This is a genomic window from Botrimarina colliarenosi, from assembly GCF_007859955.1.
In the GTDB taxonomy this organism is placed as follows: domain Bacteria; phylum Planctomycetota; class Planctomycetia; order Pirellulales; family Lacipirellulaceae; genus Botrimarina; species Botrimarina colliarenosi.
The window spans coordinates 561,332-587,107 of the sequence record NZ_SJPR01000003.1 but is presented as its reverse complement, the minus strand read 5'-3'; the positions used below and the strand labels follow the sequence as shown (position 1 = coordinate 587,107).

General features: G+C 64.8%; 25 protein-coding genes. 14 read left to right on the top strand and 11 right to left on the bottom strand.

Annotated elements, in window-relative coordinates; all coding sequences use genetic code 11:
* The first annotated feature begins 198 nt into the window (after positions 1-198).
* From Pla108_RS14070 to Pla108_RS14060, 3 genes are all read left to right on the top strand, one after another.
* Positions 199-486, top strand: a complete 288-nt coding sequence (locus tag Pla108_RS14070) for a transposase (RefSeq protein ID WP_146445585.1) — start codon at positions 199-201, stop codon at positions 484-486.
* 23 nt (positions 487-509) lie between these two features.
* Complete coding sequence (locus Pla108_RS14065) at positions 510-1,385, top strand: IS3 family transposase (RefSeq protein ID WP_146445584.1); 876 nt, start codon at positions 510-512, stop codon at positions 1,383-1,385.
* Positions 1,386-1,494: 109 nt separating this feature from the next.
* Positions 1,495-2,133, top strand: a complete 639-nt coding sequence (locus tag Pla108_RS14060) for an IS3 family transposase (RefSeq protein WP_197526553.1) — start codon at positions 1,495-1,497, stop codon at positions 2,131-2,133.
* A 321-nt stretch (positions 2,134-2,454) separates the two neighbouring features.
* On the opposite strand, the gene Pla108_RS14055 is transcribed toward Pla108_RS14060, so the two are convergent.
* Together Pla108_RS14055 and Pla108_RS14050 are read right to left on the bottom strand one after the other, a co-directional pair.
* Complete coding sequence (locus Pla108_RS14055; RefSeq protein ID WP_146445582.1) at positions 2,455-3,093, bottom strand: PEP-CTERM sorting domain-containing protein; 639 nt, start codon at positions 3,091-3,093, stop codon at positions 2,455-2,457.
* A 367-nt stretch (positions 3,094-3,460) separates the two neighbouring features.
* Entirely contained in the window at positions 3,461-4,786 is a 1,326-nt protein-coding gene (locus tag Pla108_RS14050; RefSeq protein WP_197526552.1) for a DUF1570 domain-containing protein, read from the bottom strand.
* Between the two features lie 365 nt (positions 4,787-5,151).
* Between Pla108_RS14050 and Pla108_RS14045 the strand changes: the two genes are divergently transcribed.
* The gene (locus Pla108_RS14045; RefSeq protein ID WP_146445580.1) at positions 5,152-5,964 is read left to right on the top strand and encodes a hypothetical protein; all 813 of its coding nucleotides are present in this window, start codon (positions 5,152-5,154) and stop codon (positions 5,962-5,964) included.
* Between the two features lie 108 nt (positions 5,965-6,072).
* Here the strand turns inward: Pla108_RS14045 and Pla108_RS14040 are convergent, their stop codons facing one another.
* A complete protein-coding gene (locus tag Pla108_RS14040; protein ID WP_146445579.1) occupies positions 6,073-6,906 on the bottom strand; it encodes an Fpg/Nei family DNA glycosylase in 834 nt (277 codons plus the stop codon).
* A 305-nt stretch (positions 6,907-7,211) separates the two neighbouring features.
* Here Pla108_RS14040 and Pla108_RS14035 point away from each other — a divergent pair, with 305 nt between their 5' ends.
* Entirely contained in the window at positions 7,212-8,720 is a 1,509-nt protein-coding gene (locus Pla108_RS14035; RefSeq protein WP_197526551.1) for a carbon-nitrogen hydrolase family protein, read from the top strand.
* A 62-nt stretch (positions 8,721-8,782) separates the two neighbouring features.
* On the opposite strand, the gene Pla108_RS14030 is transcribed toward Pla108_RS14035, so the two are convergent.
* The gene (locus Pla108_RS14030) at positions 8,783-9,901 is read right to left on the bottom strand and encodes an alkene reductase (protein ID WP_146445577.1); all 1,119 of its coding nucleotides are present in this window, start codon (positions 9,899-9,901) and stop codon (positions 8,783-8,785) included.
* Between the two features lie 145 nt (positions 9,902-10,046).
* Here Pla108_RS14030 and Pla108_RS14025 point away from each other — a divergent pair, with 145 nt between their 5' ends.
* The 9 genes from Pla108_RS14025 to Pla108_RS13985 all read left to right on the top strand — a co-directional run bounded on the left by Pla108_RS14025 (position 10,047) and on the right by Pla108_RS13985 (position 17,294).
* Positions 10,047-10,481: a Dabb family protein gene (locus Pla108_RS14025; RefSeq protein ID WP_146445576.1), complete on the top strand. Its 435-nt coding sequence runs from the start codon at positions 10,047-10,049 to the stop codon at positions 10,479-10,481.
* 218 nt (positions 10,482-10,699) lie between these two features.
* On the top strand, positions 10,700-11,659 hold the full coding sequence (locus tag Pla108_RS14020) for a ferredoxin--NADP reductase (protein ID WP_146445575.1): 960 nt from the start codon (positions 10,700-10,702) through the stop codon (positions 11,657-11,659).
* A 165-nt stretch (positions 11,660-11,824) separates the two neighbouring features.
* Positions 11,825-12,043 (top strand): DUF3311 domain-containing protein, encoded by a 219-nt coding sequence (locus Pla108_RS14015; protein ID WP_146445574.1) that lies wholly within the window; start codon positions 11,825-11,827, stop codon positions 12,041-12,043.
* Positions 12,040-13,662: a sodium:solute symporter family protein gene (locus tag Pla108_RS14010; RefSeq protein ID WP_146445573.1), complete on the top strand. Its 1,623-nt coding sequence runs from the start codon at positions 12,040-12,042 to the stop codon at positions 13,660-13,662. Before Pla108_RS14015 ends, Pla108_RS14010 begins: the two co-directional genes overlap by 4 nt.
* Before the next feature lie 132 nt (positions 13,663-13,794).
* Positions 13,795-15,090, top strand: coding sequence for a glycosyltransferase family 4 protein (locus Pla108_RS14005; RefSeq protein WP_146445572.1), 1,296 nt, complete (start codon positions 13,795-13,797; stop codon positions 15,088-15,090).
* 240 nt (positions 15,091-15,330) lie between these two features.
* A complete protein-coding gene (rpsR, locus tag Pla108_RS21345) occupies positions 15,331-15,606 on the top strand; it encodes a 30S ribosomal protein S18 (protein WP_231934500.1) in 276 nt (91 codons plus the stop codon).
* A 123-nt stretch (positions 15,607-15,729) separates the two neighbouring features.
* Positions 15,730-16,173 (top strand): acyl-CoA thioesterase, encoded by a 444-nt coding sequence (locus Pla108_RS13995; RefSeq protein WP_146445571.1) that lies wholly within the window; start codon positions 15,730-15,732, stop codon positions 16,171-16,173.
* A 33-nt stretch (positions 16,174-16,206) separates the two neighbouring features.
* Positions 16,207-16,905 carry an ABC transporter ATP-binding protein gene (locus tag Pla108_RS13990; RefSeq protein ID WP_146445570.1) on the top strand — a complete coding sequence of 233 codons (699 nt, stop codon included), beginning with the start codon at positions 16,207-16,209 and terminating at the stop codon, positions 16,903-16,905.
* Positions 16,902-17,294, top strand: coding sequence for a HEAT repeat domain-containing protein (locus Pla108_RS13985; RefSeq protein WP_146445569.1), 393 nt, complete (start codon positions 16,902-16,904; stop codon positions 17,292-17,294). Before Pla108_RS13990 ends, Pla108_RS13985 begins: the two co-directional genes overlap by 4 nt.
* 41 nt (positions 17,295-17,335) lie before the next feature.
* Here Pla108_RS13985 and Pla108_RS13980 read toward each other — a convergent pair whose 3' ends face one another.
* From Pla108_RS13980 to Pla108_RS13950, 7 genes are all read right to left on the bottom strand, one after another.
* Positions 17,336-19,306: a PAS domain S-box protein gene (locus Pla108_RS13980; RefSeq protein ID WP_146445568.1), complete on the bottom strand. Its 1,971-nt coding sequence runs from the start codon at positions 19,304-19,306 to the stop codon at positions 17,336-17,338.
* Positions 19,307-19,536: 230 nt separating this feature from the next.
* Entirely contained in the window at positions 19,537-20,847 is a 1,311-nt protein-coding gene (locus Pla108_RS13975) for a coproporphyrinogen-III oxidase family protein (RefSeq protein WP_146445567.1), read from the bottom strand.
* Between the two features lie 38 nt (positions 20,848-20,885).
* Entirely contained in the window at positions 20,886-21,287 is a 402-nt protein-coding gene (locus Pla108_RS13970) for a GxxExxY protein (protein WP_146445566.1), read from the bottom strand.
* 6 nt (positions 21,288-21,293) lie between these two features.
* A complete protein-coding gene (locus Pla108_RS13965) occupies positions 21,294-22,313 on the bottom strand; it encodes an outer membrane protein assembly factor BamB family protein (protein ID WP_197526550.1) in 1,020 nt (339 codons plus the stop codon).
* 217 nt (positions 22,314-22,530) lie between these two features.
* Positions 22,531-23,643, bottom strand: a complete 1,113-nt coding sequence (locus tag Pla108_RS13960; protein ID WP_146445564.1) for an iron-containing alcohol dehydrogenase — start codon at positions 23,641-23,643, stop codon at positions 22,531-22,533.
* Between the two features lie 3 nt (positions 23,644-23,646).
* Positions 23,647-24,069, bottom strand: a complete 423-nt coding sequence (locus Pla108_RS13955; RefSeq protein ID WP_146445563.1) for an endonuclease domain-containing protein — start codon at positions 24,067-24,069, stop codon at positions 23,647-23,649.
* 75 nt (positions 24,070-24,144) lie between these two features.
* Complete coding sequence (locus Pla108_RS13950) at positions 24,145-25,569, bottom strand: aldehyde dehydrogenase family protein (protein ID WP_146445562.1); 1,425 nt, start codon at positions 25,567-25,569, stop codon at positions 24,145-24,147.
* Positions 25,570-25,776: the final 207 nt, after the last annotated feature.

The window sequence follows — 25,776 nt, the reverse complement described above, 5'->3', positions numbered from 1 at the left end:
CACCGCCAGGTCCTTCCCCGCATTCAGCATCGCATCCGCATCCCGCAGCTTACGCACCACTTCTTCCGCGCTGTGACGCTTCCTTCGCTTCTCTGACATCGCGAGTCTCCTTGAGGCCCCTCCGGGTGGCCTGCTGTCGAAAACCTGATCCAAGGGTTATGAAGGTCTAACCCGCCCTAGTGGCCAGGAGACCGAAGGATGAGCGAGAAGCGAAGGAAGCGTCATTCGCCGGAGCAGATCGTCCGCAAGCTGCGAGACGCGGACACGATGCTGAGCGCGGGCAAGGACATGGCGGCCGTGTTGCAGGCGTTAGAGGTGAGCGAATCAACGCTCGACCGTTGGCGAAAGCAGTACGGAGGGATGAAGTCCGAGGAGGCGGTGCGGCTGAAGAAGCTGGAGGATGAGAACCGGCGTCTGAAGCAGCTGGTTGCGGAGCTGTCTCTAGACAACCAAGCCTTGAAGATCGTTGCGGAGGGAAACTTCTGAGCCCTTCCCGGAAACGAGCGGCGGTGGCCGAACTGCGGAAGCGGCTGGGCCTCTCCGAGCGAAGGGCGTGTCAGGCCGTTGACCAGCCGCGGAGTAGTCAGCGTTACCTAGCGAAGCCACGCGGCGACGAGCCGCGGCTGCTCAAACGGCTGCTGCAGCTGGTGCGTCGGCGGCCACGGTTCGGGTACCGCCGCATCGCGGCGTTATTGCGAGGCGAAGGCTACGCGGCGAGCGAGTCGCGGGTCCTTCGGCTGTGGCGTCGAGAGGGCCTGAAAGTGCCGCCGAAGAAGCGGAAGAAGCGCCGCTTGGGCGTGGCGGAGAACGGCTGCGATCGTCTCCAGGCGACGCACAAGAACCACGTGTGGGCGTGGGACTTCGCGTTCGACCGGACCGAGAACGGGACGCAGCTGAAGTGGCTATCGATCGTCGATGAGCACACCCGCGAGTGCTTGGCCCTGAAGGTGGCGAGGAGCATCACGAGCGAGGACCTGATCGACACGGTGGCCGAGCTGCTGGCGATGCGGGGCGTGCCGGCGAACCTTCGCAGCGACAACGGCCCGGAGTTCGTTGCTAAAGAGTTGCAGGCGTGGCTGGCGAAGGTTGGCGTGACGACGCGTTACGTCGAACCGGCCAGCCCGTGGCAGAACGGCTATGCGGAGAGCTTCCACAGCAGGCTGCGAGACGAGTTCTTGGCGGCCGAGGTGTTCGACAACCTGGCGGTCGCGCGGAAGCTCACCGCCGCTTGGCGAGAGGATTACAACCACTACCGGCCACATGGCTCGCTGGGGTACGTCACCCCGGCGGAGTTCGCGGCCCGCTGCCCCGCTTCCGCTCCGGAGTCGCTTTCGGCTACGCCTCAAGCGACTCCTCCGCTCCAGCGGGGCAGCGGCTTTACCTAAACCATACCTTCATAGCGGCTGGTACAGAAAATCGATGCTGGTCACGGGGCGGTTGAGACTCTCATAACACCTGGATCCGCTTTTGGGGAGCAGGCCAGAGGGTCTGAAAGTGCCTCAGAAGAAGCGGAAAAAGCGTCGCTTGGGCGTGAAGGAGAACGGCTGCGCCCGCCGCGAGGCGAGGCACAAGAACGACGTATGGGCGTGGGACTTCGTATTCGACCGCACGACCAGCGGCGCGGCGATCAAGTGCCTGACGCTCGTTGACGAGTTCACCCGCGAGTGTCTGACGCTGAAGATCGACCGGAGCCTCACGAGCGAGGACGCGATCGATGCGTTGGCGGAGCAGCTGGCGATGCGTGGCGTGCCGCTTCACCTGCGGAGCGACAACGGGCCGGAGTTCGTGGCCAAGGCGCTCCAGGCGTGGCTGGCGAAGGTGGGGGTCGGGACGCTGTACATCGAGCCTGGGGCCCCGTGGCAGAACGGTTACGCGGAGAGCTTCAACAGCAAGTTCCGCGACGAGTTCTTGGCGACCGAGGAGTTCGAGAGCCTGGCGGCGGCGAGGAAGCTCGGGGCCGCCTGGCGAGAGGATTACAACCATCACCGGCCGCACAGCTCGCTGGGGTACGTGACCCCGGTGGAGTTCGCGGCCCGCTGCCCTCCCTCCGCTCCGGAGACTGCTTCGGCTACGCCTCAGCAGTCTCCTCCGCTACGGCAGGGCAGCGGCGTTCCCCAAACCGTACTCTCATAGCAACTGGTACAGGTTTTTGGGGCAGGCCAGACGGCGCCTGCGAGCGCATCCTAGCGGTCGCCCTAGTCGGCTGGACCGCGATGCTCGCCTGGGCGCTGCTGCAGAAAGGCCTCGGCGATCAACGGGCGAGTTGATCGCAATTGCAACCGAGGCATAGAGATCATCTGGGGGGCGGTCACACGTGACGAAAGTCGCTCTGCTCGACCTCTCTCTGCATTTGCAGATCAGGCCGCTCAAATGGAAGGCCGGTTGTACGCCAACGACAGTCGAGGCCCCCCGTATAAAAACAGATAAGAGTTGGCAGCAGTGGTGTGTTAGGTGCTATCGCCGAACAGCTAGCCCAAAGCCTGCCCCAGCGACGAGCAGCAAGCTTGCGGTGGGCTCGGGCACGGTTAAGCCATGGAGGCGAAACGCGTAGTCAAAACCCCTGGCCCGCCATGTGGGATCTCGATCCATAATGGCAGAGCCATCCCCCGGACCAGCGGACGTTGAAGCCCAAGACCAATGGTCCTCCTCAGGGGTCATCGAAGAATCGTTCGTGACACTTACCCAGTACTTCTGACCCGCTTCAAACAGCGAGCCTGACAGCTGTAACTCGTAGCGGAAGCCTTGCAAAGAACCTACGTCAAAACCACCGGCCGTTCGATGCGACGACAAGATATTGGGCGCGCCAAGCAAAGCACCTGGAAGACCCGATGCATTGTTGTAGAACACTACGGCAAATCGGTCGTCAATTGCGCCATTAGAATACAGACCAAGAAACTCAATCTCGTTGACGAGAGTATGTTCTGAAAACATAAAACTCTCAGCCACGCTATCGTTTAAAGCGGCGTCAGAACCTGTCGCGAAATTCCCGAAGGGTAAGAGCCCATTGTCATAAACGACGTCGGCGAGCGACACCAATGGGTTGACAAGCATTGCAGCTGAAAAAGCCACTGAAACAGTCAACGTTCGAGTCATTAGGCAAGTCCGGTTGAAGTAGCAATAAAGCCGCTATATGCACGCTTTGATGTGCATGCATTATCGCCAGCGAAAGCCACGCTCACAAGAACCAATCAGCTTGTTTGTAGAATACGCTTCGCACCTTTCCGGCTCCGCGGATCAATGCGGGTGGCTATCTGCCTCCGAAAAATGACGTGACGCACCTCGAGCAAGCTAGACGTCGAGAACCCAGGCTGCGTCACCCGATAGCCAAATTGAAGGCATACTGATCGTCCGTTCATAATTTCGACTGCTGTTGGTATGAAGCATACGATGGGGCGGCTTGAAGCGCACTTGGCGTGCAAGATCGAAAGCAGCACGAATCCTGACGACGCCTTCGATAACTTCAATCAAGGATCTTCCGCAGTTGAAACTGCGCCTCGCGGGCGTCGCGGCATTCGCGGGTCACGACGTGGGCGTTGATCCCCTCCTTGGCGAGCTCTTGGCGTTTCTCGCTGGTCCATTCGCGGGCCGAGGCGGGCGACAGGCTTACGCCCGCTTGCGTGTAGTAGACGCGGCCCTTTTTGAAGGTGACGCTCACCACGTAGTGGGTTTGGTTGATGTAGGGGTCGCTGTAGGCGGATTGCATCCGCCGGCTGGTGAGGTGCTTTTGGACCTCGGTCTCGAGGGCCGCGAAGTCGTCGCCGAAGTGTTTGACGAACAACGGGTCGGGCCCGCGCGACGCGGCGGCGTTGACCATCGACAAGGCCGGCTGCTGGCGGACGTCGGCGAGGTACGCCTTGAACTCGTCGGTGCGGCGTTCGGCCAGGTAGTGGGTCAGGCCCCAAGCGACGCTGTAGCCCCGCGCCGACAGGGTAGGAGCACTCACCACTGCCCGCATCAGCCGCCCGGCGGCGGGTTTGGTTCGTAGCAGGTCGTGCATGCGGATGTCGTTGACCATGCCCGCCTCGCTCCATTTGACGGTGCGGACCGGCAGCTCATCGCCGTCGGTGCGGGCGAGGCTCGAATGAACCCGCAGCGGGCAGAAGTACTCGGGGACGCCTTCGCTGATCCACATCGGCCAAGCGGCGAGTCGGCCTTGGATCCCCGTGTTGTGCAGCAGCTGATGGATCGCCTCGTGGGCGACGACGTAGGCGCCCTGCTTGAGGGCGAACTCCGGCGCCGCGTCGAAGAGGCGGTCGTCCTCATAGAGCACGACGCGGTTGCTGACGCCGTTGTAATACGCCGCCACGCCTTCGGGCATCTCCATGATCGCGTCGAAGGCGGCGCGGTTGGGCGTGATGACGACCACCAGCGGCGTCTCGGGCCGTTGCGGCTCGAGCCCCCACTCGGCGAGCTGCTTCACGACGCCACGGAGCATGCTCTCGAGGATCGACCGGGTGTGCAGGTAGTAGGCGTCGCTGCAGTCGTATGCGAACAGGTAGTAGCCGGCCGGGGCGAAGCGGTACTCGTCGAAGCCCTCCGCCTTGAGCGAGGCGACCAGCTCATCGCGGGTCGCCGATCGGAAGGGGCCGCTACTGGGCTCGGTCTTGTCGCTGGGAACGACGGTGAGTTCGCCCGTCGGGAGCACAACGCCGCGTTCGTCGCCCAACTCGGCGAGCACACGGACGACCCGGCCTTCGAGTTCGGCAAACTCGCTCCGGGGTGGTGTGGGTCGGGCATTGTCAGGAATCGCTAGCCCGAGCGCCCCGTCGTTCGGGGCGGGTGTCACGCCGGCTCCTGCCGGACGCGGGGACGCTGCCTCGGGGGGAATGCCCTGCCCCGACGCACTGGCGCCGACTAGGAGAAAGGCGACGAGAAGGGCGAATCGCGACATACCGACGGATTATAGCCCGCGCCGCCTGCCAGGTAGTTCGCTCGACAGAGCCAACCGAGCGCACAGCGGAGCCGATCGGGATGACGAGCCAAAAGCATGGGAAATTATAGAAAAATCCCCCCAATACCGCCGCGAACCTTTGACCCCGTTGGGCTCTACTGGTTAACTTAACCTCGCAAACTAAGAGAACCTTTTCGCCCAAGCCGGCCCACGGGAATCGTCCATGGGTCCAAAGCGAATCCGCCAGGGGAACCTCTGAGATGAATCAGCTCCGCTGCCAAGTCGCCTTCGCGCTGTTCGCGACCCTTGCCGCCACGCACTCCGCCCAAGCGGTTCTCGGTCACTTCGAAGGGTTTGAGGACCCTTCGTGGACGGCCGGCGGCGACAACTGGAATGACAACGCCGGAACCATTACGCGGGCCACCTCAGGCACGGCGGGAATCACCTCAAGCAGCGGCGGCGCCCACGCGGTGCTTTCTGGCGGCGGGCCTTTCACTCGGTTCGGAGGCTACAGCAGCAACTTCGACGGCGGATTCATCGCGTCGCTCGATGTGTACATCGATCCGGCGGCGTTCTCGCCGAGCGAGGGCTTCGACTACTCGGTTGCGGTCAGCAATCAGAGTGGAAGTCACCTGCGTGACTTTATTTGGCACGTCGGCATGGACGGTTCGGACCTGAAGGTCAACGCGTCCAACAACACCGATGCCGTTTTCAACGCCTTCAAATTGAATAACGAGAATGGCGGCAACAACTTCACCATCACCGGCGCCGGCTGGTACACCTTCGAGCAGAACTTCTACAACGACGGCGGGGCGCTGGCGGTCGACTTCAATCTTTACGATGACGGCGGGTCGGCCCTCTATTCCGTGACGCGTTCCAACGCGGGCGATGACATTGCCTCGATTGTTGGCGGCAATCGGTACGGCTGGTTCACCTACAACGACATCGCTGGCCTGGCGATCGACAACACGAGCCTGGCAGCGATCCCTGAGCCGGCTCTCGCCGGCGTCTGGGCGTTGGGCGCCGCGGTCGCCGGTGTCCGCTACCGCCGCCGTCGCAACGCTGACAACTGATTCCCCTTCGTTGCCGTTCGCTCGCTTGAGACGAATCGACGACGCCAAGAATCTCTCCGCCGCCCGCATGGCCTCGCCATGCGGGCGGCTGTCGTTTTCAAGGTCTCCTTAGATAACGCCTTCGCTCGACGGCCGCCGCGGCTCGATCGTCGGTTGGCAGGTCGCGCACCAGTACGTGGTACGGCCCGCGTCGCCTTGGCGGCGGAGCGTGATCGTCGTGCCGCACTCGTAGCATGGTTCGCCGCGGCGGCCGTAGACCCAGTGGCGTTTGCCATCGTCTCGGAAGCGTGTCACGCGGCGCCCCGGACCACGGTTGAGCCGCATCAGCCGGCGCGACTCGCTGAGGTAATTGAGGAGCCGCTCGTCGCACAGTTCACCGACCCGCGTCCATGGGTTGATGCGGGCGATAAAGAGGGTCTCGCTCTTGTAGACATTGCCGATCCCCGCGGCGATCGTCTGGTTCATCACCGCCTCGCCGATCGGCGTCACGTTGTGCACGCGCAATCGCTGCAGCGCGGCCGCCAGGTCGCTGTCGGCGAGCATCAGGTCCGGGCCCAGACGCTGTAGGTAGCCGTTGCGTCGAAGGTGCGTCACGGTGACCAGCTCGAGCAGCTTGGGACTAAAGCAGACGATCGTATGCGCGGAGGTCGTCAGCGCGATGGCGGCGCTCGAGGGGTTCTTCCGCCACGGTTCGCCCAAGGGATAGACGTGGACCGAGCCGGTCATGCCGAGGTGCAGATGGACGACCCGGTCGTCGTCCGTTGTGATCATCAGGTGTTTGCCCCGCGCGGCGACCTCGGTCACGGTGCGGCCGACCAACGACCCGGCGTCGATCGGATCGACCGTGGTGCGGTCGGAGCTGCTAGCGGCCTCGATAAGGCGACCCTCCAGGACCGGGCGCACCGCGGAGGCGACGCGGTAGAGCGTGTCTCCTTCGGGCATGGCTCGGGCCTCGGTTGGTGGTGCGAAGTTCGTCTTTTACCGTTATCGCGTCGTCCGGGGGGGCGTCAATCCAACCCGGGCCGCTTCGCGTCCTGCGGCTCGCGACGGGCGTGCCTGACGATTCATCTCACAACGGTTCGCTCCGTACGGTATCTTCGGTGAGGAAGTTCTCCAGCGGCTTTGCCGCGACTTGCCCCGTCGATACCTGTTTACCCCACGCCTGCTCCCGAATGGACGAAAAGCCCGCGTCTGAAAGGAACCCCGTTCGGATCCGCCGTTGGACGAGCGAGGATCTCGCGGCACTGGTGGCCTGCCAACGGGAGTGCTACCCCGGCATGCCGGAAGAGACCTTCATGGACGAGCGCAAGCTGCGGATGCAGCTGGCGGCGTTCCCGGAGGGGCAGTACCTGGCGGAAATCGAGGGCCGCGTCGTTGGCTACGCCACCTCGCTAATCGTGATTCTCGACGACGAGTCGCCTTGGCACTCGTACGACGAGATCACCGGCGTCGGCACTTTTGGCACGCACGACCCGGCGGGCGACACGCTGTACGGGTCGGACATCGCCGTCGTGCCCGACTGGCGCGGCAAGAAGGTCGCGGCGCGGCTTTATAAGCGGCGTAAGGCGGTGCTGAAGCGGTTCAACTTGCGGCGGATGGTGGCCGGCGGGCGCATGCCGGGCTACGCGGAACACGCCAAGCGGCTCACCCCGATGCAGTACGTCGAAGCCGTCAAGCAGGGGATGCTCCACGACCAGGCGTTGTCGGCCCACCTCAAGGCGGGCTACCAGGTGCTCGGCATCCATTACGGATACCTGAGCGACGGCGAGAGCATGAACTACGCCACGTTCCTCGAGATGCTCAACCCGGACTTCGACCCCGCACGGCGGCTGATCGCGGCCCCGCCGATCCGCCGGCCGGTCCGCAAGGTCCGCGTCTGCGCCGGGCAATACCAGCTACGGCCCCTCACCGACTGGGCCCAGTTCGAGATGCAGGTCGAATTCTTCGCCGACACCGCGAACGAGTACCACTGCCACTTCTTGCTGCTGCCCGAGCTGTTCACGGTCCAGCTTTTCACGCTGCTGCCCTCACAGACCGACACGCTCGAAGCGGTGCGTGAGATCGCCAAGATGCACGACCGCTACTGCGAGCTCTGCAAGCGGATGGCGATGAAGTATGGCCTCTACTTCATTGCGGGGTCGCACCCGGTGATCGACCACGAAGGGGATTTGCTCAACATCGCCCACCTGTTCACCCCGAGCGGTCAGATCTACACGCAGCCGAAGTTGCATATGACCCCGGCCGAGCGGGAGTACTACAACATGCAGCCCGGGGACGACCTTCGGGTCTTCGACACGCCGCTCGGCCGGATCGGCATCCTGATCTGCTACGACATTGAATTCCCCGAGCTCTCACGGCTGCTCACCAGGCACGGCGTTGAGGTGCTGTTCGTGCCGTTCGCGACGACCGAGCGGAAGGGCTACAACCGCGTCCGCCACTGCGCCCAAGCCCGCGCGGTCGAGAACGTGGTCTACGTCGTCATGGCGGGCTGCGTCGGCAACCTGCCGCAGGTGAAGAGCTTTCTGATCAACTACGGCCAGGCCGCCGTCTGCACGCCATGCGACTTCGCCTTCCCCAAGGATGGCGTCCTCGCCGAGGGTGAGGCGAACAACGAATCGGTCGTCATCGCCGAACTCGATCTGAACGACCTCGCCGTGCAGCGCGACATCGGCTCGGTCCGCCCGCTCCAAGACGAGCGGAAGGACCTTTACCAAGTAACGACCACCATGCGGATCGAGACGATACAAGTGCGATAACCCACGACCGACTCAGCCGATTTGCCGGTGTTGGCCGTTAGCGGGACTCGTCGAGGGGGGGGCTAAGCCGTCGCTGTTTCCGTCGACGCCAGCTGGTCTTTGTAGGTTGGGAAGTCGGCGTACCCTTCGGCGTCGTGCGAGTACCAGGCCGACACCGGCGCCGGGTCGGCGAGGGGCCAGCCATTCGCGAAGCGCTCGACCAAGTCGGGGTTCGAGATGTAAGGGCGGCCGAAGCTGATGAGGTCGGCGTCCCCCGATGCGATCGCCGCCTCGGCCGACTCTTGGACATACCCGCAGTTGCCCATCAGCGGGCCGTCGAACACCTTCCGGTAGTCGGCCAGCGTCAATGGCTCGCCCAGGTCGTGGAATCCGAACGCGAGCCCATCCATCACGTGTAGGTAAGCCAGACCGTAGGCGGAAAGTTTCTCGGCGACGTAGAGGAACTGCTCGCGGTAGTCGGGCGAGCCCATGTCGTTGAACGCGCCGTTGGGGCTTTGCCGCACGCCGATTCGGCTCGTCGGATAAACCTCGCCGATCGCCTGGACGATCTCATCGAGGAACCGGTAGCGATTCTCGATCGAGCCGCCGTAGGCGTCGGTGCGGTGATTGGTCTTCGACTGCAAGAACTCGTCGATCAAGTAGCCGTTGGCGCCATGGATCTCGACGCCGTCGAAGCCGGCCGCCTTGGCCCGTTTGGCGGCCTGGCGATAGAGGTCCACCACGTCGGGGATCTCGTCGGTCTCCAGAGCGCGGGGCGTCACGTGCGGCTTTTTCCCCTCGGGGGTGCGGGCCTCGTCGCCTTCAATCTTGATGGCCGACGGCGCCACCTGCGGCTCGCCGTCGTGGAAATCGGGATGCGAAGCCCGCCCGCAGTGCCAGAGTTGGCAGAAGAACACACCGCCGGCGTCATGGACCGCCTGCACGACCGGCTTCCAGCCCTCGACGTGCGCGTCGGTATAGATGCCGGCCGACTCGGTCCAGCCGTTGGCTTGCTCGCCGATGGTGGTCCCCTCGCTAATCACCAGTCCCGCCGACGCCCGCTGGGAGTAGTACTTCCCCATCAAGGCGTTGGGGACGCGGTCCTTGCCGGCCCTGGCGCGGGTCAGCGGGGCGAGGACGACACGGTTCTTCAGTTCAAGGCCACGCAAGTCGAACGGCTGCAGCAGGGGGCTGTTGGACATTTCGAGGGGCTCCGGGGCGGGGCGGCCGGGGGCCGCTGGGGCGGGAGGGACGGCAAGGCGACTGTGGCCAGCGGCGCCCCGGCGGGCTAACCTCGACTTTGCCAATCGTCTTATCCGACCCTCCGCTACGCACGAGAACCCAACGATGTTCAAAGCCCTCGCCTTGGTCGCCGCAATCCTTTTCGTGTCCACGCCTTACGCCGTCGCAGCGCCGCAGGCGCACATGGTCTTCTTCACGCTCACCGAGCCGAACGACGCGAATCGCGACCAGCTCGTCGCCGCCTGCCACAAGTACCTCGCCGACCATACGGGCGTCATCTACTTCACTGTCGGCACGATCGCCGAAGACCGCGACCGAGAGGTGAATGACACGTCGTTCCAGGTCGCCTTGCACGTCGTGTTCGACAGCCCCGCGGCCCACGACACGTACCAGACCCACCCGCGGCACTTGGCGTTTATCAAAGAAGCGGGGCCGTTGTGGTCGGGCGTCAAGGTGTTCGATTCGAACCTTGTCGCCGCGTCGGCGGCCGCCGCCCCTTCAGCCGCGGCGCCGCAGGAGAAAGCCGCCGCCGGCGAGTAGCCGCAGCGGCTCGGAGACGCCAGCCGCATCGAAGGAGCTATCTGGCTCATCGTGGCTCGCAGCGGGTGGAGAAGCCTCCTTCGACGGATGGATTCTCTCGTCATCGCGCGACGTGGCGCCAACCGCAATGGTCGGCGCAAGGCCGCTCGGCTATTCTACTTAACCTTGCGAGAGCGCCCGTACTCTCGCCCGCCGCTCGTCTCGCCCAGGACGGTTTGATGGAGACCCCTCGCCTCTCCGACGAGGAAATCGCCGAGCTTCGCGCGTTGCATTACAACGCGACGCTCACGCACTTCAGCCTCGTGAACGACCGGCTGGCGCGTCTCCGCGTGCGGCTCGATGAGGGGAAAGCGCTCGGCTACGAACCGGGGCAGTACACGACCCTCGGCCTCGGGAACTGGGAGCCACGTCACCCCGAGGCGGACCCCGAAACGCACAACGAGAAGACGGTCCGCCGTCTCGCCAAACGCGCCTACTCGATTAGTTGCCGGCTGCTTAACGACGACGGCAGCGTCGCCGCGGCCGGTGACGAGACCGAGATCGAGTTCTATATCGCCCTCGTGACGCAGGCCGAGAAGGCGCCCCCGGCGTTCACGCCGCGGCTCTTCCTCCGCCAAGTGGGCGACCGGCTCGAGATGAATCCCCGCCCCAAGGGGCACTTCGTGCTGGGCGACCTCAAGCCGACCGACAACATCGTCTTCGCCAGCACCGGCACCGGCGAGGCGCCGCACAACGCGATGCTCGCCAAGCTGCTCGCCGACGGGCACGAGGGCCGCATCGCCAGCCTCTGCTGTGTCCGTTACCGCGCCGATCTGGGTTACCTCGCCGAGCACCACCGGCTCATGGAAGCCTACCCCCAGTACCGCTACGTTCCGCTAACCACCCGTGAAAAAGAGAACCGCAACGTCAGCGAACCCGGCTACACGGGGGCCGTCTATGTGCAAGACCTGCTCGGCAGCGCGACCGCTTCGGCGCAGCTGGGGTTCGACCTCGACCCGCGCACAACGAAGGTCTTCCTATGCGGCAACCCGGCGATGATCGGCATCCCCCACAAGGACGGGCATCCCGAAGGCCGCTACCCGACGCCGCGCGGAACCGTCGAAGCGCTCGAGGCCCTCGGCTTCCAGGCCGACGAGCCGAAGAAGCCCGGCAACATCCATTATGAGAAATACTGGTAGCGAATGAGTGTTTTTGCTGTAGGAGGCGTCTCCGACGCCGATTACGGCGTCCATGCCGAAACGTCGTGGTGCGCGTGTGATCGGCGTCAGAGACGCCTCCTACAGTGGTGACTCGCCTGATAGAGTGGCAAGCGGCCTAGTTTATACTCCGATCCGAGACAGGCGATGAACAAAGTGGTCTGGGGCCTCGTGCTCCTCTTGATCGTGCTTCACCAGGACGTCTGGTTCTGGACCGACGAGCGCCTCGTCTTCGGCTTCCTGCCGATCGGGCTCGCTTGGCATATGGGGATCAGCATTGGGGCGAGCATCACTTGGTTCCTAGCGACCAAGTACTGCTGGCCGGCCGATGACGACACGCAAGCCACGGCGGGAGGTGCGGCATGATTCAACTCTGGATCATTGGCGGCTACCTCGCCCTGCTCCTGCTGCTCGGTTTCGGCGCGAGCCGATTCGGCCGCGGCACGTCGAGCGACTACATGCTGGCGAGCCACTCGATCGGGCCGATCTTGTTGCTGCTGTCGCTCTTCGGCACGACGATGACGGCGTTCGCCCTCGTGGGCTCGACCGGCGAGGCGTTCAAACGGGGCGTCGGCGTCTACGGCATGCTCGCCTCGTCGAGCGGCATCATTCACTCGCTCTGTTTCTTCGTGCTCGGCGTTCCCCTTTGGAAGCTCGGCCAGAAGTACGGCTACCGCACACAGGTGCAGTTCTTCCGCGACCGGCTCGATAGCGACCGCATTGGTCTGGTGCTGTTCCCCGTGCTCGTGGCGTTGGTGATTCCTTACCTGCTGATCGGCGTGATGTCGGCAGGCCTGTTCATCAACGTCGTTACGCAGGGCCGCGTCGTCGCCGGCGACGAAGGGCCGACCGTCCAAAACGCGACCTTCGCCGAGGGGACCTTCCCGTCGTTCCTCGAATCGGGCTACGCGACCGAAGCCGGCAGCAAAGGAGGTGTCCCACGACACCTGGCTTCGCTCGTGATCTGCGGCGTGGTGCTGACCTACGTCTTCTTCGGCGGCATGCGAGGCACCGCTTGGGCCAACGGCTTTCAGACGATGGTCTTCATGGTCCTGGGGCTCGTGATGTTCTACATCCTCACCCAGAAGCTGGGGGGCGAGTCGGGCTTCTTCGCCAACCTCCAGAAACTCAGCGCGAGCATCCCGCCGGAGAAGCTCACCCGTTCGGGGATCTCGACCTCCAAGTTCCTCACCTACATGTTCGTGCCGCTCTCGGTCGGCATGTTTCCCCACCTCTTCCAGCACTGGCTCACGGCCAAGAGCGCCAACAGCTTTAAGCTCGCCGTGGTCGTCCACCCGATCTTTATCATGATCGTTTGGGTGCCCTGCATCTTGTTGGGCGTCTGGGCCGCCGGGGCGCTGGTCAATGTGCCGCCGCCGATCGCCGCCGAGCCGAACAAGGTACTCGCCTTCATGGTGAAATCGACCGGCATGCCGGTGCTGGCCGGGTTGCTGACCGCCGGCGTGCTGGCCGCCATCATGTCGAGCCTCGACAGCCAGTTCCTCTGCCTCGGCACGATGTTCACCGAGGACGTGATGCTGCACTACGGCGGCCGCGACCGCTACACCGACGCCCAGCACATCTGGACCGCCCGGGCGTTCATCATCGCGATCGTCGCCCTCACCTACTTCTTCAGTCTGTTCGACCCGCGCGGCGTCTTCACGCTCGGGGTGTGGTGCTTCAGCGGTTTCGCCAGCTTGTTCCCGCTCGCCCTGGCGGCGGTCTACTGGCGCGGACTGACGAAGTGGGGCGCCTACGCAACCGTGCTGACGGCGATCGGCACGTGGTTCTACCTGTTCCGCGCGTCGGGCTACGCCGACGACGAGGCGTACGCGATCCCCGTGACGCTCGGCGAAACAACGTTCGAGGTGATGCCCGTCGCCGTGATGGTGCTCGCTTCGACGGTCGCAATGCTCGTCGTGTCGTTCATCACGCCCAAGCCGAAGGCGGAAACACTGGCGAAGTTCTTTCCGGGTTCGGTTTAACCGCGTAGGGTCCGCTGTGCGGACCGCATATGGCAATCGAACGCCGCGCATGCGACGAAGTCCACTCGGCGGTCCGCACAGCGGACCCTACCAATTCTCCGCGTCCTTGGCGAACTCCGCGGTAAATCCTCAATGCGAATCGCCTACCTAGCCGCCGGTGCCGCGGGGATGTACTGCGGTAGTTGCCTGCACGACAACACGCTCGCCAACGCGCTGCGGGCGCGTGGCGAGGACGTGTTCCTCGTGCCGACCTACACGCCGCTCCGCACCGACGAGCCGAGCTCGCCCGTGCCGCGAATTTTCTTCGGCGGCGTCAACTCGTACCTCAAACAAGTCGCGCCGTGGTTCCGCCGGGCGCCGCGGTGGCTGGAACGGTTGGTCGATCACCCGCGGTTCCTCAAGTTCGCGACCAGCGGCGCTGGCAGCGTCGACCCGGCCAAACTCGGCGCGCTCACCGTCTCGATGCTCCGTGGCGAGGAAGGGAACCAAGCCCGGCAGCTCGACCAACTCGTCGATTGGCTGGTGGACGAAGCGAAGCCCGACGTGGTGCACCTCTCCAACTCCATGCTACTGGGGATGGCCCGGCGGATCGCCGACCGCTGCGGGCCGCCGGTTGTCTGCTCGCTGAGCGGCGAGGACTTGTTCCTCGAGGCGCTGACGCCGCCCCACTACGAAGAGGCCCGCGCGCTGCTCCGCGAACGCGCCGCCGAGGTCGCCGGCTTCACGGCCCTCAATGGCTACTACGCCGACTTTATGGCCGAGTACCTTGCTGTCGATCGCTCCAACGTCCACGTCGTCCCCCACGGCCTGAGCCTCGACGGGATCGCGGCCCGCTCCCACGACGCGGCGCCGACGGGCCCGCTGCGGATCGGCTACTTCGCCCGCGTCTGTCACGAAAAAGGGCTGCACCTGCTGGTCGAGGCGTGCGAGTTGCTCGCCGAACACCGGCCCGACCTACCGATCGAATTGCACGCCGGCGGCTACCTGGGCGCCGGCGACCGCGACTACCTGATCGACCTCCGGAAACGGTCCGACACGGGCCTGCTGGCGGGCAAGTTCCACTACCACGGCGAGCTCGATCGGGCCGCCAAGTACGCCCTGCTGGCGTCGCTCGACGTGTTCAGCACGCCGACCATCTACGCCGAGGCGAAGGGGCTGCCCGCTCTGGAGGCGATGGCGGTCGCCGTTCCGGTGGTGCTGCCGGGGCATGGATCGTTCCCCGAGATGATCGCCGTCACCGGCGGGGGGCTGCTGCACGACCCCCACGACGCGGGGTCCCTGGCCGAGACCCTGGCCCAGCTGCTGGACGACCCGGCCGCCCGCCGCCGCCACGGCGAGGCGGGACATGCGGCGATCCGCGAGCGGTTCCACGCCGACCAGATGGCGGAAGGGACCTTGGCGGTCTACCGGCAGCTGATTGGGGGGTGAGCGGTTTGGTCGATCGCTCCGAGGGCTTGCGCCCCGGCTCAGATGCGAGACGTGACGGGCGACCATCGGCGTGTTCCTGAGCCGGGGGCGCAAGCCCTCGGAGATCGCCACCCAAACGCCCCGGATCCGCCGATCCAGCGCCCTTGTGCCCCCGGCGCGAACCGCTAAGATATGGGGCTCGGCAGCTCCCGAGCGTCGTCCTCCCCTACCTTTGTTGGCCCTGCACCCGCTGGTTTTTCTATGGCTTTCGGCAAAAAACGCATCCGCCGCGCCCCCGCCAAGCGTCGCAACAAGGTCAAGACGGTCCGCAAGGACCCGCTGTACATTGATGGCGTGAAGCCGACCCCGATGTACGTCGACTACAAAGACGTCGAGCTGCTCACCAAGCTCACCAACCGCCACGGGCGGATCGTTAGCCGTCGCAAGAGCGGCTGCCACGCCGCGAGCCAGCACGCGGTCGCCACGGCGATCAAGCGGGCCCGCTTCATGGCGTTGATGCCGTACATCGCTGACTGATTGACAGTACGGCGCTGACTGAACCGGCGTCGGGAAAATTCAAGCAACACGGCCGTCGCTGGCGTCGATCAGCGGCGGCCGGTTGCGTTTCAGCGGGACCCACTTCAGCAGGAAAGCAAGCCGATGCCCGCCCCGTTCCGCACCCGCCGGATGGTCGAGTTCGCCGACACCGACATGGCGGGCATAATGCACTTCTCCGCCTTCTTCCGGTTCATGGAAGGCGCTGAGCACGCCCTGCTGCGGAGCCTGGGGCTCTCGGTCTACGGGATCGACGACCCGGCGGGCGGCGACGCCGTGATCAGCTTCCCGCGTGTCGGCGCTAGCTGCGATTTTTCGAGCCCGGCCCGCTGCGAAGACCAGCTCGATATCGATGTCTCGGTCAAGAAGCTCGGTCGATCGAGCGTCACCTACGGCTTCCGCCTCAGCCGCGACGGCGACGAGTTGGCCGCCGGCCAGATGACGAGCGTCTGCTGCCGGATGCGCACCGGGCAGAAGCCCGAGCCGATCCCGCTGCCGGACGACGTCGCCAGCCTCTTGCGACGGTATGCCGTGACGGACGGCGTGTAGGCAAGCCGCGGGCGCCGCGTCAGAATGGTCAGCATGCCCGATCTCGTTGTCCAACGCCTCACGAAGAGCTTCCCCACGCCGGCCGAGCCGCTGGTGGTGCTGGACGGGGTCGACCTACGGGTCGGTCCCGGCGAGAGCCTCGCGGTCGTCGGCCCCAGCGGGTCGGGCAAGAGCACGCTGCTGGCGATCCTCGGGGCGCTCGACGAGCCGACCGGCGGCTCGGTGACGCTCGGCGGCGTCGATCCCTTCACGCTCGGCGAACGCGAACAGGCCGCCTTCCGGGCCGAGTCGATTGGCTTCGTTTTCCAGGACCATTACCTGCTGCCGCAGTGCACCGTGCTCGAGAACGTCCTCGTGCCCTTGCTGGCGGACGGCCAGGCGTCGGGCGAGGACGCCGATCGGGCGACCGAGCTGCTGCGTCGGGTTGGGCTGGGCGAGCGGCTCACGCACCGGCCCGCTCAGCTGTCGGGCGGCGAACGGCAACGGGCGGCGATCGCCCGGGCGCTCGTCCGCGACCCGCTGCTGCTGCTCGCCGACGAACCGACCGGCGCCCTCGATAGCCGCAACGCCGATGCGGTGGCCGACCTGCTCCTCGAGCTCCAATCGGGTCGCGCCGGGATGCTCATCGCCGTCACGCATAGCGACGCCTTCGCGGCCCGGATGGGTCGCCCAACCCATCTGCTGGACGGCCGCCTCGTCGAAGGCCAATCCGTGGAAAGGAGCCCGTCATGACGGTCGATCAACTCGTCAAAGAGCTCCTGTCGGACGAGCCGACACGCCGCCTCACGGCCGCCGACGATTTGTCGCGTCGCGGCCCCGAGGCGCTGCCCGCGACTGCCGCGCTGGTGCAGGCGTGCAGCGACCCGGCCTTGCGGGACCTTTGTGTCGGCGCCCTGGAAGAGCTCGGCCCGCCGCCGACCGATCAACTCCCCCAGCTGGCCGAACTGGCCAAGGTGAAGCAGCTCGATGTCGCGTACTGGGCGGCCACGCTGTTGGGCCGCGCGGGGTCGGCCGCTGCGGCTTACGCCGGGGTCTTAGAGGACCTTGCCGGCGACGCCTCGACTCCCGAAGCGGTGCGCAACCGGGCGGCGTGGGCGCTCCGCAAGGTCCGATCGAATTAGAGGGCGCTGGCCGCCACTCCCGCGGCGCCGCAGACGGGCGTCTAAACGAACTCGGCGACGAGCGGGCATCCGCTCGACGGTGGCGAGGGCTCTGTTTCGGACGCCTCGATGGGGGTTTCGGGCGCCACGATGGGGATCGTCATGACGAATCGCGCGCCCCCCTCGGGACGGTTCTCGACGTCGAGCGTTCCGCCATGCAGCTTCGCAACGATGTCGTGGGCGATCGCGAGACCCTGACCGGTCCCCTTGCCGACCGATTTTGTGGTGAAGAATGGGTCAAAGATCTTCGCGATCAGAGTGGCCGGGACGCCGGCTCCGGAGTCTTCCACGGCGACCGACACCGCGTCGTCATGGGTCCAGGTGCGGACGGTAATGCGACCCAAACCTCGGTGCTCCCCGTCGGCTTTACTCTGCGTCTCGGCGATGGCGTCGGCGGCGTTCACCACCAGGTTGAGCAGCGTCTGGTTGATCTCGGCGGGGAAGGCCTCGCAAGCGGGCAGGTAGGGGTCGAGCTGCAGGTCGACTTCGGCGACGCCCTTCCAGCGGTTCTGGCTGATCGTCACGGTGCTGCTGACGCAATCGTTGAGCGACACCATCGACTTGTGCTTCTGGCCCGGGTGCGAAAACTCCTTCATGGCGGCGACGATTTCGCTCACCCGACCGATCCCGGCAAGGTTGTCGTCGATCGCGCCGGCGATGTTCGCCCGCACTTTCGCCCGGCGCGCGGCGTCATCGCCCGTCTCCCCCTCCGTCTCCGGGAGGGCCAGACTTTCGACGGCTTCTTTGAGATAGCGGGTGTTGGCGTCGATGAACTGCAGCGGCGTGTTGATCTCGTGGGCGATCCCCGCGGCGAGGCGGCCGATCGATTCGAGTTTTTCTGATTGGGCGATCCTCCGCTGAAACGCCTTTCGCTCAGAGATGTCACGGAGGATCCCCGTGTAGGCGCGGCGCCCGTCCCATTCCATCACGGCGACCGAAAGGTCCATCGGAAACTCTTCTCCCGATCGACGGCGACCAACCACTTCGCGCGTCGAATTGATAACGCTGCTTGCGCCGGTCTTCTCGTAGTTGCTGACATACTCGTGGTGATGGACCCGGTCGAAGTCGTTCATCAGGTCGGTTATGTCGGCGCCGACCAGCGACTCCGCGTCGACGGCGAAGACCCGATGGGCCGCAGGGTTCGCCAACAGGATCGTCCCCGAGCGATCGATGACGATGATGCCTTCGGCCGCCGTCTGGAGGATTGCGTCGATGAATCGGAGTGACTCTTGCAGCGATCTGGCTGTCTGCTCGGCCTTTTTCCGCTCGTCAACAAGGAGCGCGTTGCGATCGATAATCGAGTTGTAGGCCCGGCCGACCGACCGCACGGCGGGCTCGCAAGCCACGAGCGAGATGAGTACGGTCACGACGAGGCTCGCCACCACGATTTCAATCGCCAATTGACGATGGGCTTGGACCCGGACGTCGCTGTCTTCGGCAAGGTCCTCGACAATCTGCTCCATCAGGTCGAGGTACCGCTCCGCCGTGGTCAGCACTTCCGTAGTGCTTTCGGCGGGGATCGACGCGCTATCGATGTAAGGGCGAGAGCTGTTCTCCACCGTGTCAAAGTCAGAAGCCAATAGTTGAATGCAATCCTTGGTTGACGAAGCCAGCGTGACACGATCGGAGTCGCCAGCCAGTTCCACCACCTGGGCGTGGCCGTCGCGGAACTGCGCTAGGGCGATCTCGAGCTGACGCCGGTAAGGACGGGCCTCGTCGTCACCCGAGGCCTTCTCGATCGCCAGAACGCATTTAGCGATCCGCTGGCTCAGCATCCGTTGACGCCCCGCGAGATTCACCAAGTGGCCGTCACTGTGTCCCTCGGCGACGGTCCCGTCGAGCGCAACGATTGCAGCGATCGTGAGGAAAGCGATCGTCGCCATGCCGATCAAGTACCGGCGTCGCAGTGCGGGGGCGGGATCTCGTGGCGTGCCGCCACAGGAGTCGCCGTTGATGGCATTCCACAACTGCATAGCTGCCGATGCGAAGTCGAGGTTTAGACAGAGACCTCTCAGCTTACGTCGCTGCTCCGACGTATTCGGGAGCACCGCCCCAGAATACTTCAGCGTTCCCGTCGCCGGCGACTTCGGCAACCCGAGACGAATGGCAGAATTGCCGTAATCCGTAGCGATGAATCGATCACCCAACGAAGGGACCTGATCGGCGACGTTCGGCAAATACGCACCGGCGACGGTGACGCGAACTAGGTGTACCGTACCCCTTGGTGCTCCGGCTCGAAGAAGGCCGGCAGCAGGGAGTCAGCCCGCAGGAGGCCGGCCCGTGTCAGCTCAATCGTATCGTCGGTCAACACGACAAGCCCTTCGGACTCGTAGCGGGACCAGACGTCGGACCACTCGGCGCGGATATCGACGCCGAATTTCTCCTGGAAGTACGCCGGGGCGATGTGGCCCTTCTTGAGCTGGAGGACCATCTCGCGGATCAGCGCCTGATGGGGGGTGATCCGCAGCGCGCGGCCGAGCGGTAACTGACTGGCTTGATCGGGCCCTCCTTCGAGCTTGCCGAGGTACTGCTCCCACTCGGGCAGGTTCTGATAGTGGACGCCCGAGGCGTGGCCGAAGCTGGCGATGCCGGTCGCCAGCAGGTCGCTGCCACGCCACAGGTTGTCGCGGTAGCTGAACTTGGTGCCCGGCTTGACCATCGTGTAGGCGCTGGACGTTTCGTACCCCGCGGCGATCAGTTGGTCGAAGGCCCAATCGAGCCAGTCTCGCTTCTGTTCCCAAGACGCGATCGGCGACTCCTCGCCGGCAAGCACGCCCTTGGAGATGACCGTGTTGAACGGCAGTTCCATTTGATAGATGGTCACGCTGCCGGGATTCATCGCGATCGCCCGACGGACCGCTTCCTGCCACTTGTCGGTGGTGTCGCCCGCCATGCCGCTGATCAGGTCGATGTTGACGCTGTCGAAGCCGGCCGCCTCGATCCAGGGCCACGCCCGATCGATCTCCATCGACTCGTGCGCGCGGCCGTTGTCGCGGAGGATTTTGTCGTCGAAGTGCTCAACGCCAAGCGAGAGCCTCGTGACACCGATCTCCTTGAGGGTGCCAACCTTCGCTTCGCTAAGCGTGCCGGGCTCGCATTCGAAGGTGACTTCTTCGGCGGCCGACCAATCGATGTTCTCCCGCAACCGATCGACGAGCCGCGTCAGCTGGCGGCTGGAGAGGAACGACGGCGTCCCGCCACCGAAGTAAACGAAGCGGAACGGTCGGCCGGCCATGATCGGCTGCTGACTGACCAGCTCGATCTCCTTAGAGAGAGCCGCCAGATAGCGTTCGACCTCTTGGGCGTTCTTGTCAGTGAAGACCTTGAAGTAGCAGAACTTGCACCGCTTACGGCAGAACGGCAGGTGCAGGTAGAGCCCCAGCGGCGTGTCCTCCAGCGGCGGAGCGGCAAACGCCGCCTCGACTTCCGCAACGGCCTCCTTCGACCACTGCGAGAAGGGAGGGTAGTTGCTGATGAAGTAGGAGCCGACTTCGGTCTTGGTCGCTTCTGACATTTGATTTGCCGCTGATAGGCGCAGATGATCGCGGATGTCTACTGATGCTGGTCACTTGATCGGATGACCCGCTTCACTTGGACGCGTGGGTTTCCGAAATTGATTATTAGGGCCAGTTCAAAACCGGTCGCTTTCAGATAGTTCAAGCTCTGTGCGAGATGGGCTTCGGACAACGCCTTTGCGTGCTTGAGTTCAAGAACCAACCGGTCTTCGACTAGCAGATCAATGACGTACTCACCTACGATCTTACCACGATAGCTAACCTGCACGGGCTTTTGCTGCTGGACAAGCAATCCACACCCCCGCAATTCGATCGCCAGGGCGTTTTCGTATACCTTTTCGAGGAAGCCAATCCCCAACTCATTCGACACGGTGAACGCCGCACCAATCACCGTCTCGGTCATTTCCTCAAGGGGCCATCCGCGATCATCTGCGCCCATCTGCGGCTAGTCCTCCTTCCCGCCGATCGCATAAAGTCTGCCGTCGGTGTTCGGGAGCAGCACCACGCCGTCCGCCGCGGCGGGGGCACCGATGAACGAGCCGCCCACTTCGTAATTCCATACGGGGTTGCCCTTCACGGGGTCGATCAGCAACAGGCGGCCGCGTGTTGTCGCCGCCAGGATGCGGCCGTCCTTGATCGACAACGGCGCGGCGTCGACGCGGCTCCGCGTCCGCCACTGCCAGAGCACGTCGCCGTTCTCGGGGCGGAGCGCGACGACGAGCTTGCCTTGGTTGGCGTAGACGACGGCGTCTTTCGTGACCGCCGCGGCGGTGCGGATCCCTTGACTGCTGCGGCGGTCGCGGTACGACCACTTCACGACCGGCTTGGCGGGGTCGTTGGCGTCGACCGCTTCAAAGGACCCTCCCTCGGTTCCAAAATAGGCCACGCCGCCAACCACCGCCGCGGTGTTGCCGGTGGGGTCGCCCAGTTCGACCGCGCCGGTCTCTTGGCCCGTCTCGACGTCGAGCGTGTGGAGCTTGGCGTCGCAGCCGGCGAGCAGGGCGTGCCCGCCGACAACTGTCGGCGTGCAGCGCAGCGGCGCATCGATCGCAAAACTCCACAATTCCTTGCCGGTCGCCGCGTCGAGGGCGTAGAGCGTCCCCCCCTCGGTCGGCAGCAGCACCATCGAGTCGCCGCTCACTAACTTGTGAACGAGCGGCCCACCGTACATCTCGGATTCCGAATCAAACGTCCAGCGCTCGACGCCATCCTTCAGGGCCAAGCAATGAACGACGCCGTTCATATCGGGCGCGAACAGCGCGTCGCCGGCGACCGCGGCGGGCGAGACGAATCCCGAACCGTCGAACGATTGCTTCCAAACAAGCGAACCGTCCACGACGCGAACCGCGTGCATCGTCCCGTCGAAGTCGCCGAAGTACGCCACTCCGGCGGCGATGACGGGCGTCGCTTCGAGCGAAGTCTCGCCCGCCTCGTAGGTCCAAACAACCTCGGGCTCGTTGGGCAACGCAACGTCGGTCGCCCCGGTCGACTCCGCCCCGCCCCGCGCGAACGGCCAGTCGGCTGCAGCCGGATTGCAGATGAGTAAGATCGCGCAGAGACGCAGAGACGCATAGAGAACGCGCGTTATCTCCCTCCCCCGTTGGGGGAGGGCTGGGGTGGGGGTGAACTGGGTACCCGCTACGCCCCCACCCCGGCCCTCCCCCAAGGGGGGAGGGAGTTTGCTAGAACGCCGCTTCGTAGAGTCGCAGGTAATCATCTTCGCCCATCTCGACCGGATTGAACGTGCCTGTCCATTGACGGGCCGCGTCGGCGGCGAGTTGCGGGAGCCGCGACCGCTCGACGCCGAGTTCTCCTAGTCTACCCGCCAGCCCGGCCTGAAAAGTGATCGACGCCAGCCGCCCGGGCAGGTCGTCATCGAGTTCTCCATACGCGATCCGGCAGCCCTCATCGCTTGCCGCGTTGTGCCGCACGACGTGAGAGAGCATCAAGCCGACCGCCTCGCCGTGCACGACGCCGTAAACGGCCGTCAGCGGGTTCGCCAGGGCGTGGGCGGCGCCGAGCATCGAGTTCTCGATCGCCAAGCCGGCCAGACAGGCCCCCTGCTGCACCCAACCGCGGGCGGTCCGGTCGGCGGGGTCTTCGAGCACACAGGGCAAGCCCTGCGACAAAAGCCGCCACGCCTCGCGGCTGAACGCCATGGACACTTGGTTTCGCTTCTTCGTGACCAGCGTCTCGACGGTGTGTGACAACGCGTCGACGCCGGTGAGCGCCGTCACCCGTTGGGGCTGGGTCAGCGTCAGCTCGGGGTCAAGCACCGCGAGGCGGAACGCGGCCCGCTTGTCGCCGCACGCCATTTTGGTGTGGGTCGTCGCGTCGCTGATGAGGGCGAACGACTGCGCCTCGCTGCCGGTCCCCGACGTGGTCGGCACGGCCACCATCGGCAACATCGGGCCGGTCGCCTTGCCGACGCCCCAGTAGTCTTGCATCCGCCCGCCGCACGAGTGGACAAAATTGATCCCTTTCGAGCAGTCCATGCTGCTGCCGCCGCCGACCGCGACGATGACGTCGGGCTGGTACTCCTTGGCGACCTCGACGCCACGCTCGACATTGTCGGTCGTCGGGTTCTCTTGCACGCCATCGAAGACGAGTGCCTCGATGCCCGCCGCGCCGAGCAACTCGACACAACGCCCCGTGTGGCCGGCCTGGATGATCCCCGGGTCGGAGACGAGCATCGCCCGCCTCACGCCGAGCCCGGCCGTCAACGCGCCGAGCTCCGCCACCCGGCCGGGGCCGAAGACGATGCGCGTCGGACAGTTGAAATCGAAGGGGGGCATGGGTTACTCGATTGGGTAGCCTCCAAGTTCTCCCTCCCCCTCAGGGGGAGGGCCGGGGTGGGGGCGCCCCGGAGCACGCTCTACAAGCGCCTTCGCAATCGCTTCCAAGACCGCATCGAAATCATCGGCGATGTCGCTGTTCCAGAATCGCAAGACGCGATAGCCACGTTGCTCCAGATAGGTCGTTCGCTTCGCATCGTAGTCCCGTGACTCCAGCGTGTTGTGCTGTCCGCCATCGAGCTCGACGATTAGCAATCTCTCGAAGCACTCGAAGTCGACGACGTAGGGGCCAATCGCAAACTGCCGTCTGAACCGGCAATCCAGCAGCTGTCTCTTTCGCAATTGTGACCAAAGCAATCGTTCTTGTTCCGTCGCTTTTGTACGCAGCTCGCGTGCAAAGTCTCGTTGGTTGGATGATTGGTACACGGGGCGCCCCCACCCTAGCCCTCCCCCTGAGGGGGAGGGGAAACGGAGGCAGCTTGCGCTGCCTCTTGCTAGTTGCTACGCGCCCGCCAGTTGCAGCGCCCGGCTGCGGTACAGGAACTCGATCAGGTTCCCCTCGTGCGGCTGCAGCCAATCGACCTGCGGCGTGGGGATCGGCCCCAAGTTCAATCGGTCGATGTCGATCGAGTTGATCAGGTCGCGACGGAACGCCTCGTCATTGGTGATCGCCGAGCAGATCAGCGTCGTGCCCATCGCCGACAGCATCTTTGCCTGCGGGCACTCCACGACGTTCACCATCGGGAACATCTGTTCCTTGTTGCGGGTCTCACTCTCGTGCGAGGCGTGGTGCAGCACGACCGGTCGCAGGTACGCCACCGGGGGACGCTCGACGAGGCGGTCGCCATACTTCGAGGTCATATCCGTGACGCCGGGCGCCTCGGCGTCGGACTCGATCGATCCCCAAATCGCCTTCGCCGCGCCCTCGATCGTGAAAGCCGCGAGACCCGCCTCCGGGTTGTCCGGTGGCAGCACTTCGATCGGGCCGAGCTTCGCCGCCATCGCCTCGGCGATCTCCTTCGTGTGTCGCGACGCGTAGACGCTGCTGGCGTTCAGGCAGCTGCGACCGCCGTTGCGGTAGACGCTGTCGACCAGCAGATCGACGTGTTGCTCCCAGTCGTCGACGCAGTCATCGCCGAAGATCACCTTCGAGAAGCCGGGGCCGTGGACCTGCACCTTGTCGTTGCCGGCGTACTGGGCGACGGTTTGCGGGCCGCCAAAAATCATCGAGCGACGGCAACTCGACAGGATCGCCCCGCCGATGTCGGCGCCGGCGCCCGGGTAGAGGCAGAACGTCTCGGGCGGGATGCCCGCCTCGACCATCGCCGCGTAGACCCGGTACGGCGTCCACGGTTCGCTCTTGCCCGGCTTGAGCACGAGTCCCATCTGCAGCGCGATCACCGGCAACCACAGCGTGTGAACGCCCGGCGAGTTCGACGGCAACACGGCGCCGAGCGCGTCGCACTGCGCCTGGTAGCTCACGATGACGCCGCGTCCTTCGTCGCCATAGCCGCGCGCCAGCGTGTCGAGCGACAACCCGCGCGTGAGGCAATCGAGGATCGTATCGATGTTCTTGAGCACGAACGCGTTCTTGGTGACGTTCGCCTTACACATCGCGACCGGCATGCCGGTGGTGGCCGACTGCTGGGCGATGAAGTCGTCGGGAGACTGTTTGCCGTCACCGACAGCGAGCGTCCCCGACTCAAACAGCTCCCCCGCCTTCTTGAGCCGATCGACGAGCTCCGCGGGCGGGATCGCTTGCAGGGCCTTCCGCGCCCGGACCGCCTTCTTGGCGTCACGCTGGATGATCCCCGCGCCGACACAGTGGACGCGCGCGACCGGCTCGCCGGTGTAGAAGTGGTTGACCTCGTCCACCTCGAGCGACTCGTACGGCTCGCCCCAGCGGATGGCTTTTAGTTCGATCATGGTTTGGAACCGCCGATGCACGCGGATGAACGCAGATGTCTCATCGGCCTAAAGGGCCGGCGGACGATAGCCCAGGGCATCGCCCTGGGTTGTAACCGTTCAATTGGTGTTGCAAGCCCTGTAAGGGCCAAGGATATGACGCCGCGGGGGGCGTCCATGGGCTTCTATCGTGACGCTGTCGTGACGCCACCCAGGGCGTCGCCCTGG

What these genes read in the sequence shown, in the direction of transcription:
- Pla108_RS13975 (WP_146445567.1), bottom strand. Translation starts at nt 20,847, where the DNA reads ATGTCAGAAGCGACCAAGACCGAAGTCGGCTCCTACTTCATCAGCAAC.
- Pla108_RS13985 (WP_146445569.1), top strand. Translation starts at nt 16,902, where the DNA reads ATGACGGTCGATCAACTCGTCAAAGAGCTCCTGTCGGACGAGCCGACA.
- Pla108_RS13990 (WP_146445570.1), top strand. Translation starts at nt 16,207, where the DNA reads ATGCCCGATCTCGTTGTCCAACGCCTCACGAAGAGCTTCCCCACGCCG.
- Pla108_RS13995 (WP_146445571.1), top strand. Translation starts at nt 15,730, where the DNA reads ATGCCCGCCCCGTTCCGCACCCGCCGGATGGTCGAGTTCGCCGACACC.
- Pla108_RS14070 (WP_146445585.1), top strand. Translation starts at nt 199, where the DNA reads ATGAGCGAGAAGCGAAGGAAGCGTCATTCGCCGGAGCAGATCGTCCGC.
- Pla108_RS14030 (WP_146445577.1), bottom strand. Translation starts at nt 9,901, where the DNA reads ATGTCCAACAGCCCCCTGCTGCAGCCGTTCGACTTGCGTGGCCTTGAA.
- Pla108_RS14015 (WP_146445574.1), top strand. Translation starts at nt 11,825, where the DNA reads ATGAACAAAGTGGTCTGGGGCCTCGTGCTCCTCTTGATCGTGCTTCAC.
- Pla108_RS13970 (WP_146445566.1), bottom strand. Translation starts at nt 21,287, where the DNA reads ATGGGCGCAGATGATCGCGGATGGCCCCTTGAGGAAATGACCGAGACG.
- Pla108_RS13960 (WP_146445564.1), bottom strand. Translation starts at nt 23,643, where the DNA reads ATGCCCCCCTTCGATTTCAACTGTCCGACGCGCATCGTCTTCGGCCCC.
- Pla108_RS14010 (WP_146445573.1), top strand. Translation starts at nt 12,040, where the DNA reads ATGATTCAACTCTGGATCATTGGCGGCTACCTCGCCCTGCTCCTGCTG.
- Pla108_RS14045 (WP_146445580.1), top strand. Translation starts at nt 5,152, where the DNA reads ATGAATCAGCTCCGCTGCCAAGTCGCCTTCGCGCTGTTCGCGACCCTT.
- Pla108_RS14020 (WP_146445575.1), top strand. Translation starts at nt 10,700, where the DNA reads ATGGAGACCCCTCGCCTCTCCGACGAGGAAATCGCCGAGCTTCGCGCG.
- Pla108_RS13980 (WP_146445568.1), bottom strand. Translation starts at nt 19,306, where the DNA reads ATGCAGTTGTGGAATGCCATCAACGGCGACTCCTGTGGCGGCACGCCA.
- Pla108_RS14055 (WP_146445582.1), bottom strand. Translation starts at nt 3,093, where the DNA reads ATGACTCGAACGTTGACTGTTTCAGTGGCTTTTTCAGCTGCAATGCTT.
- Pla108_RS14005 (WP_146445572.1), top strand. Translation starts at nt 13,795, where the DNA reads ATGCGAATCGCCTACCTAGCCGCCGGTGCCGCGGGGATGTACTGCGGT.
- Pla108_RS14040 (WP_146445579.1), bottom strand. Translation starts at nt 6,906, where the DNA reads ATGCCCGAAGGAGACACGCTCTACCGCGTCGCCTCCGCGGTGCGCCCG.
- rpsR (WP_231934500.1), top strand. Translation starts at nt 15,331, where the DNA reads ATGGCTTTCGGCAAAAAACGCATCCGCCGCGCCCCCGCCAAGCGTCGC.
- Pla108_RS14025 (WP_146445576.1), top strand. Translation starts at nt 10,047, where the DNA reads ATGTTCAAAGCCCTCGCCTTGGTCGCCGCAATCCTTTTCGTGTCCACG.
- Pla108_RS13950 (WP_146445562.1), bottom strand. Translation starts at nt 25,569, where the DNA reads ATGATCGAACTAAAAGCCATCCGCTGGGGCGAGCCGTACGAGTCGCTC.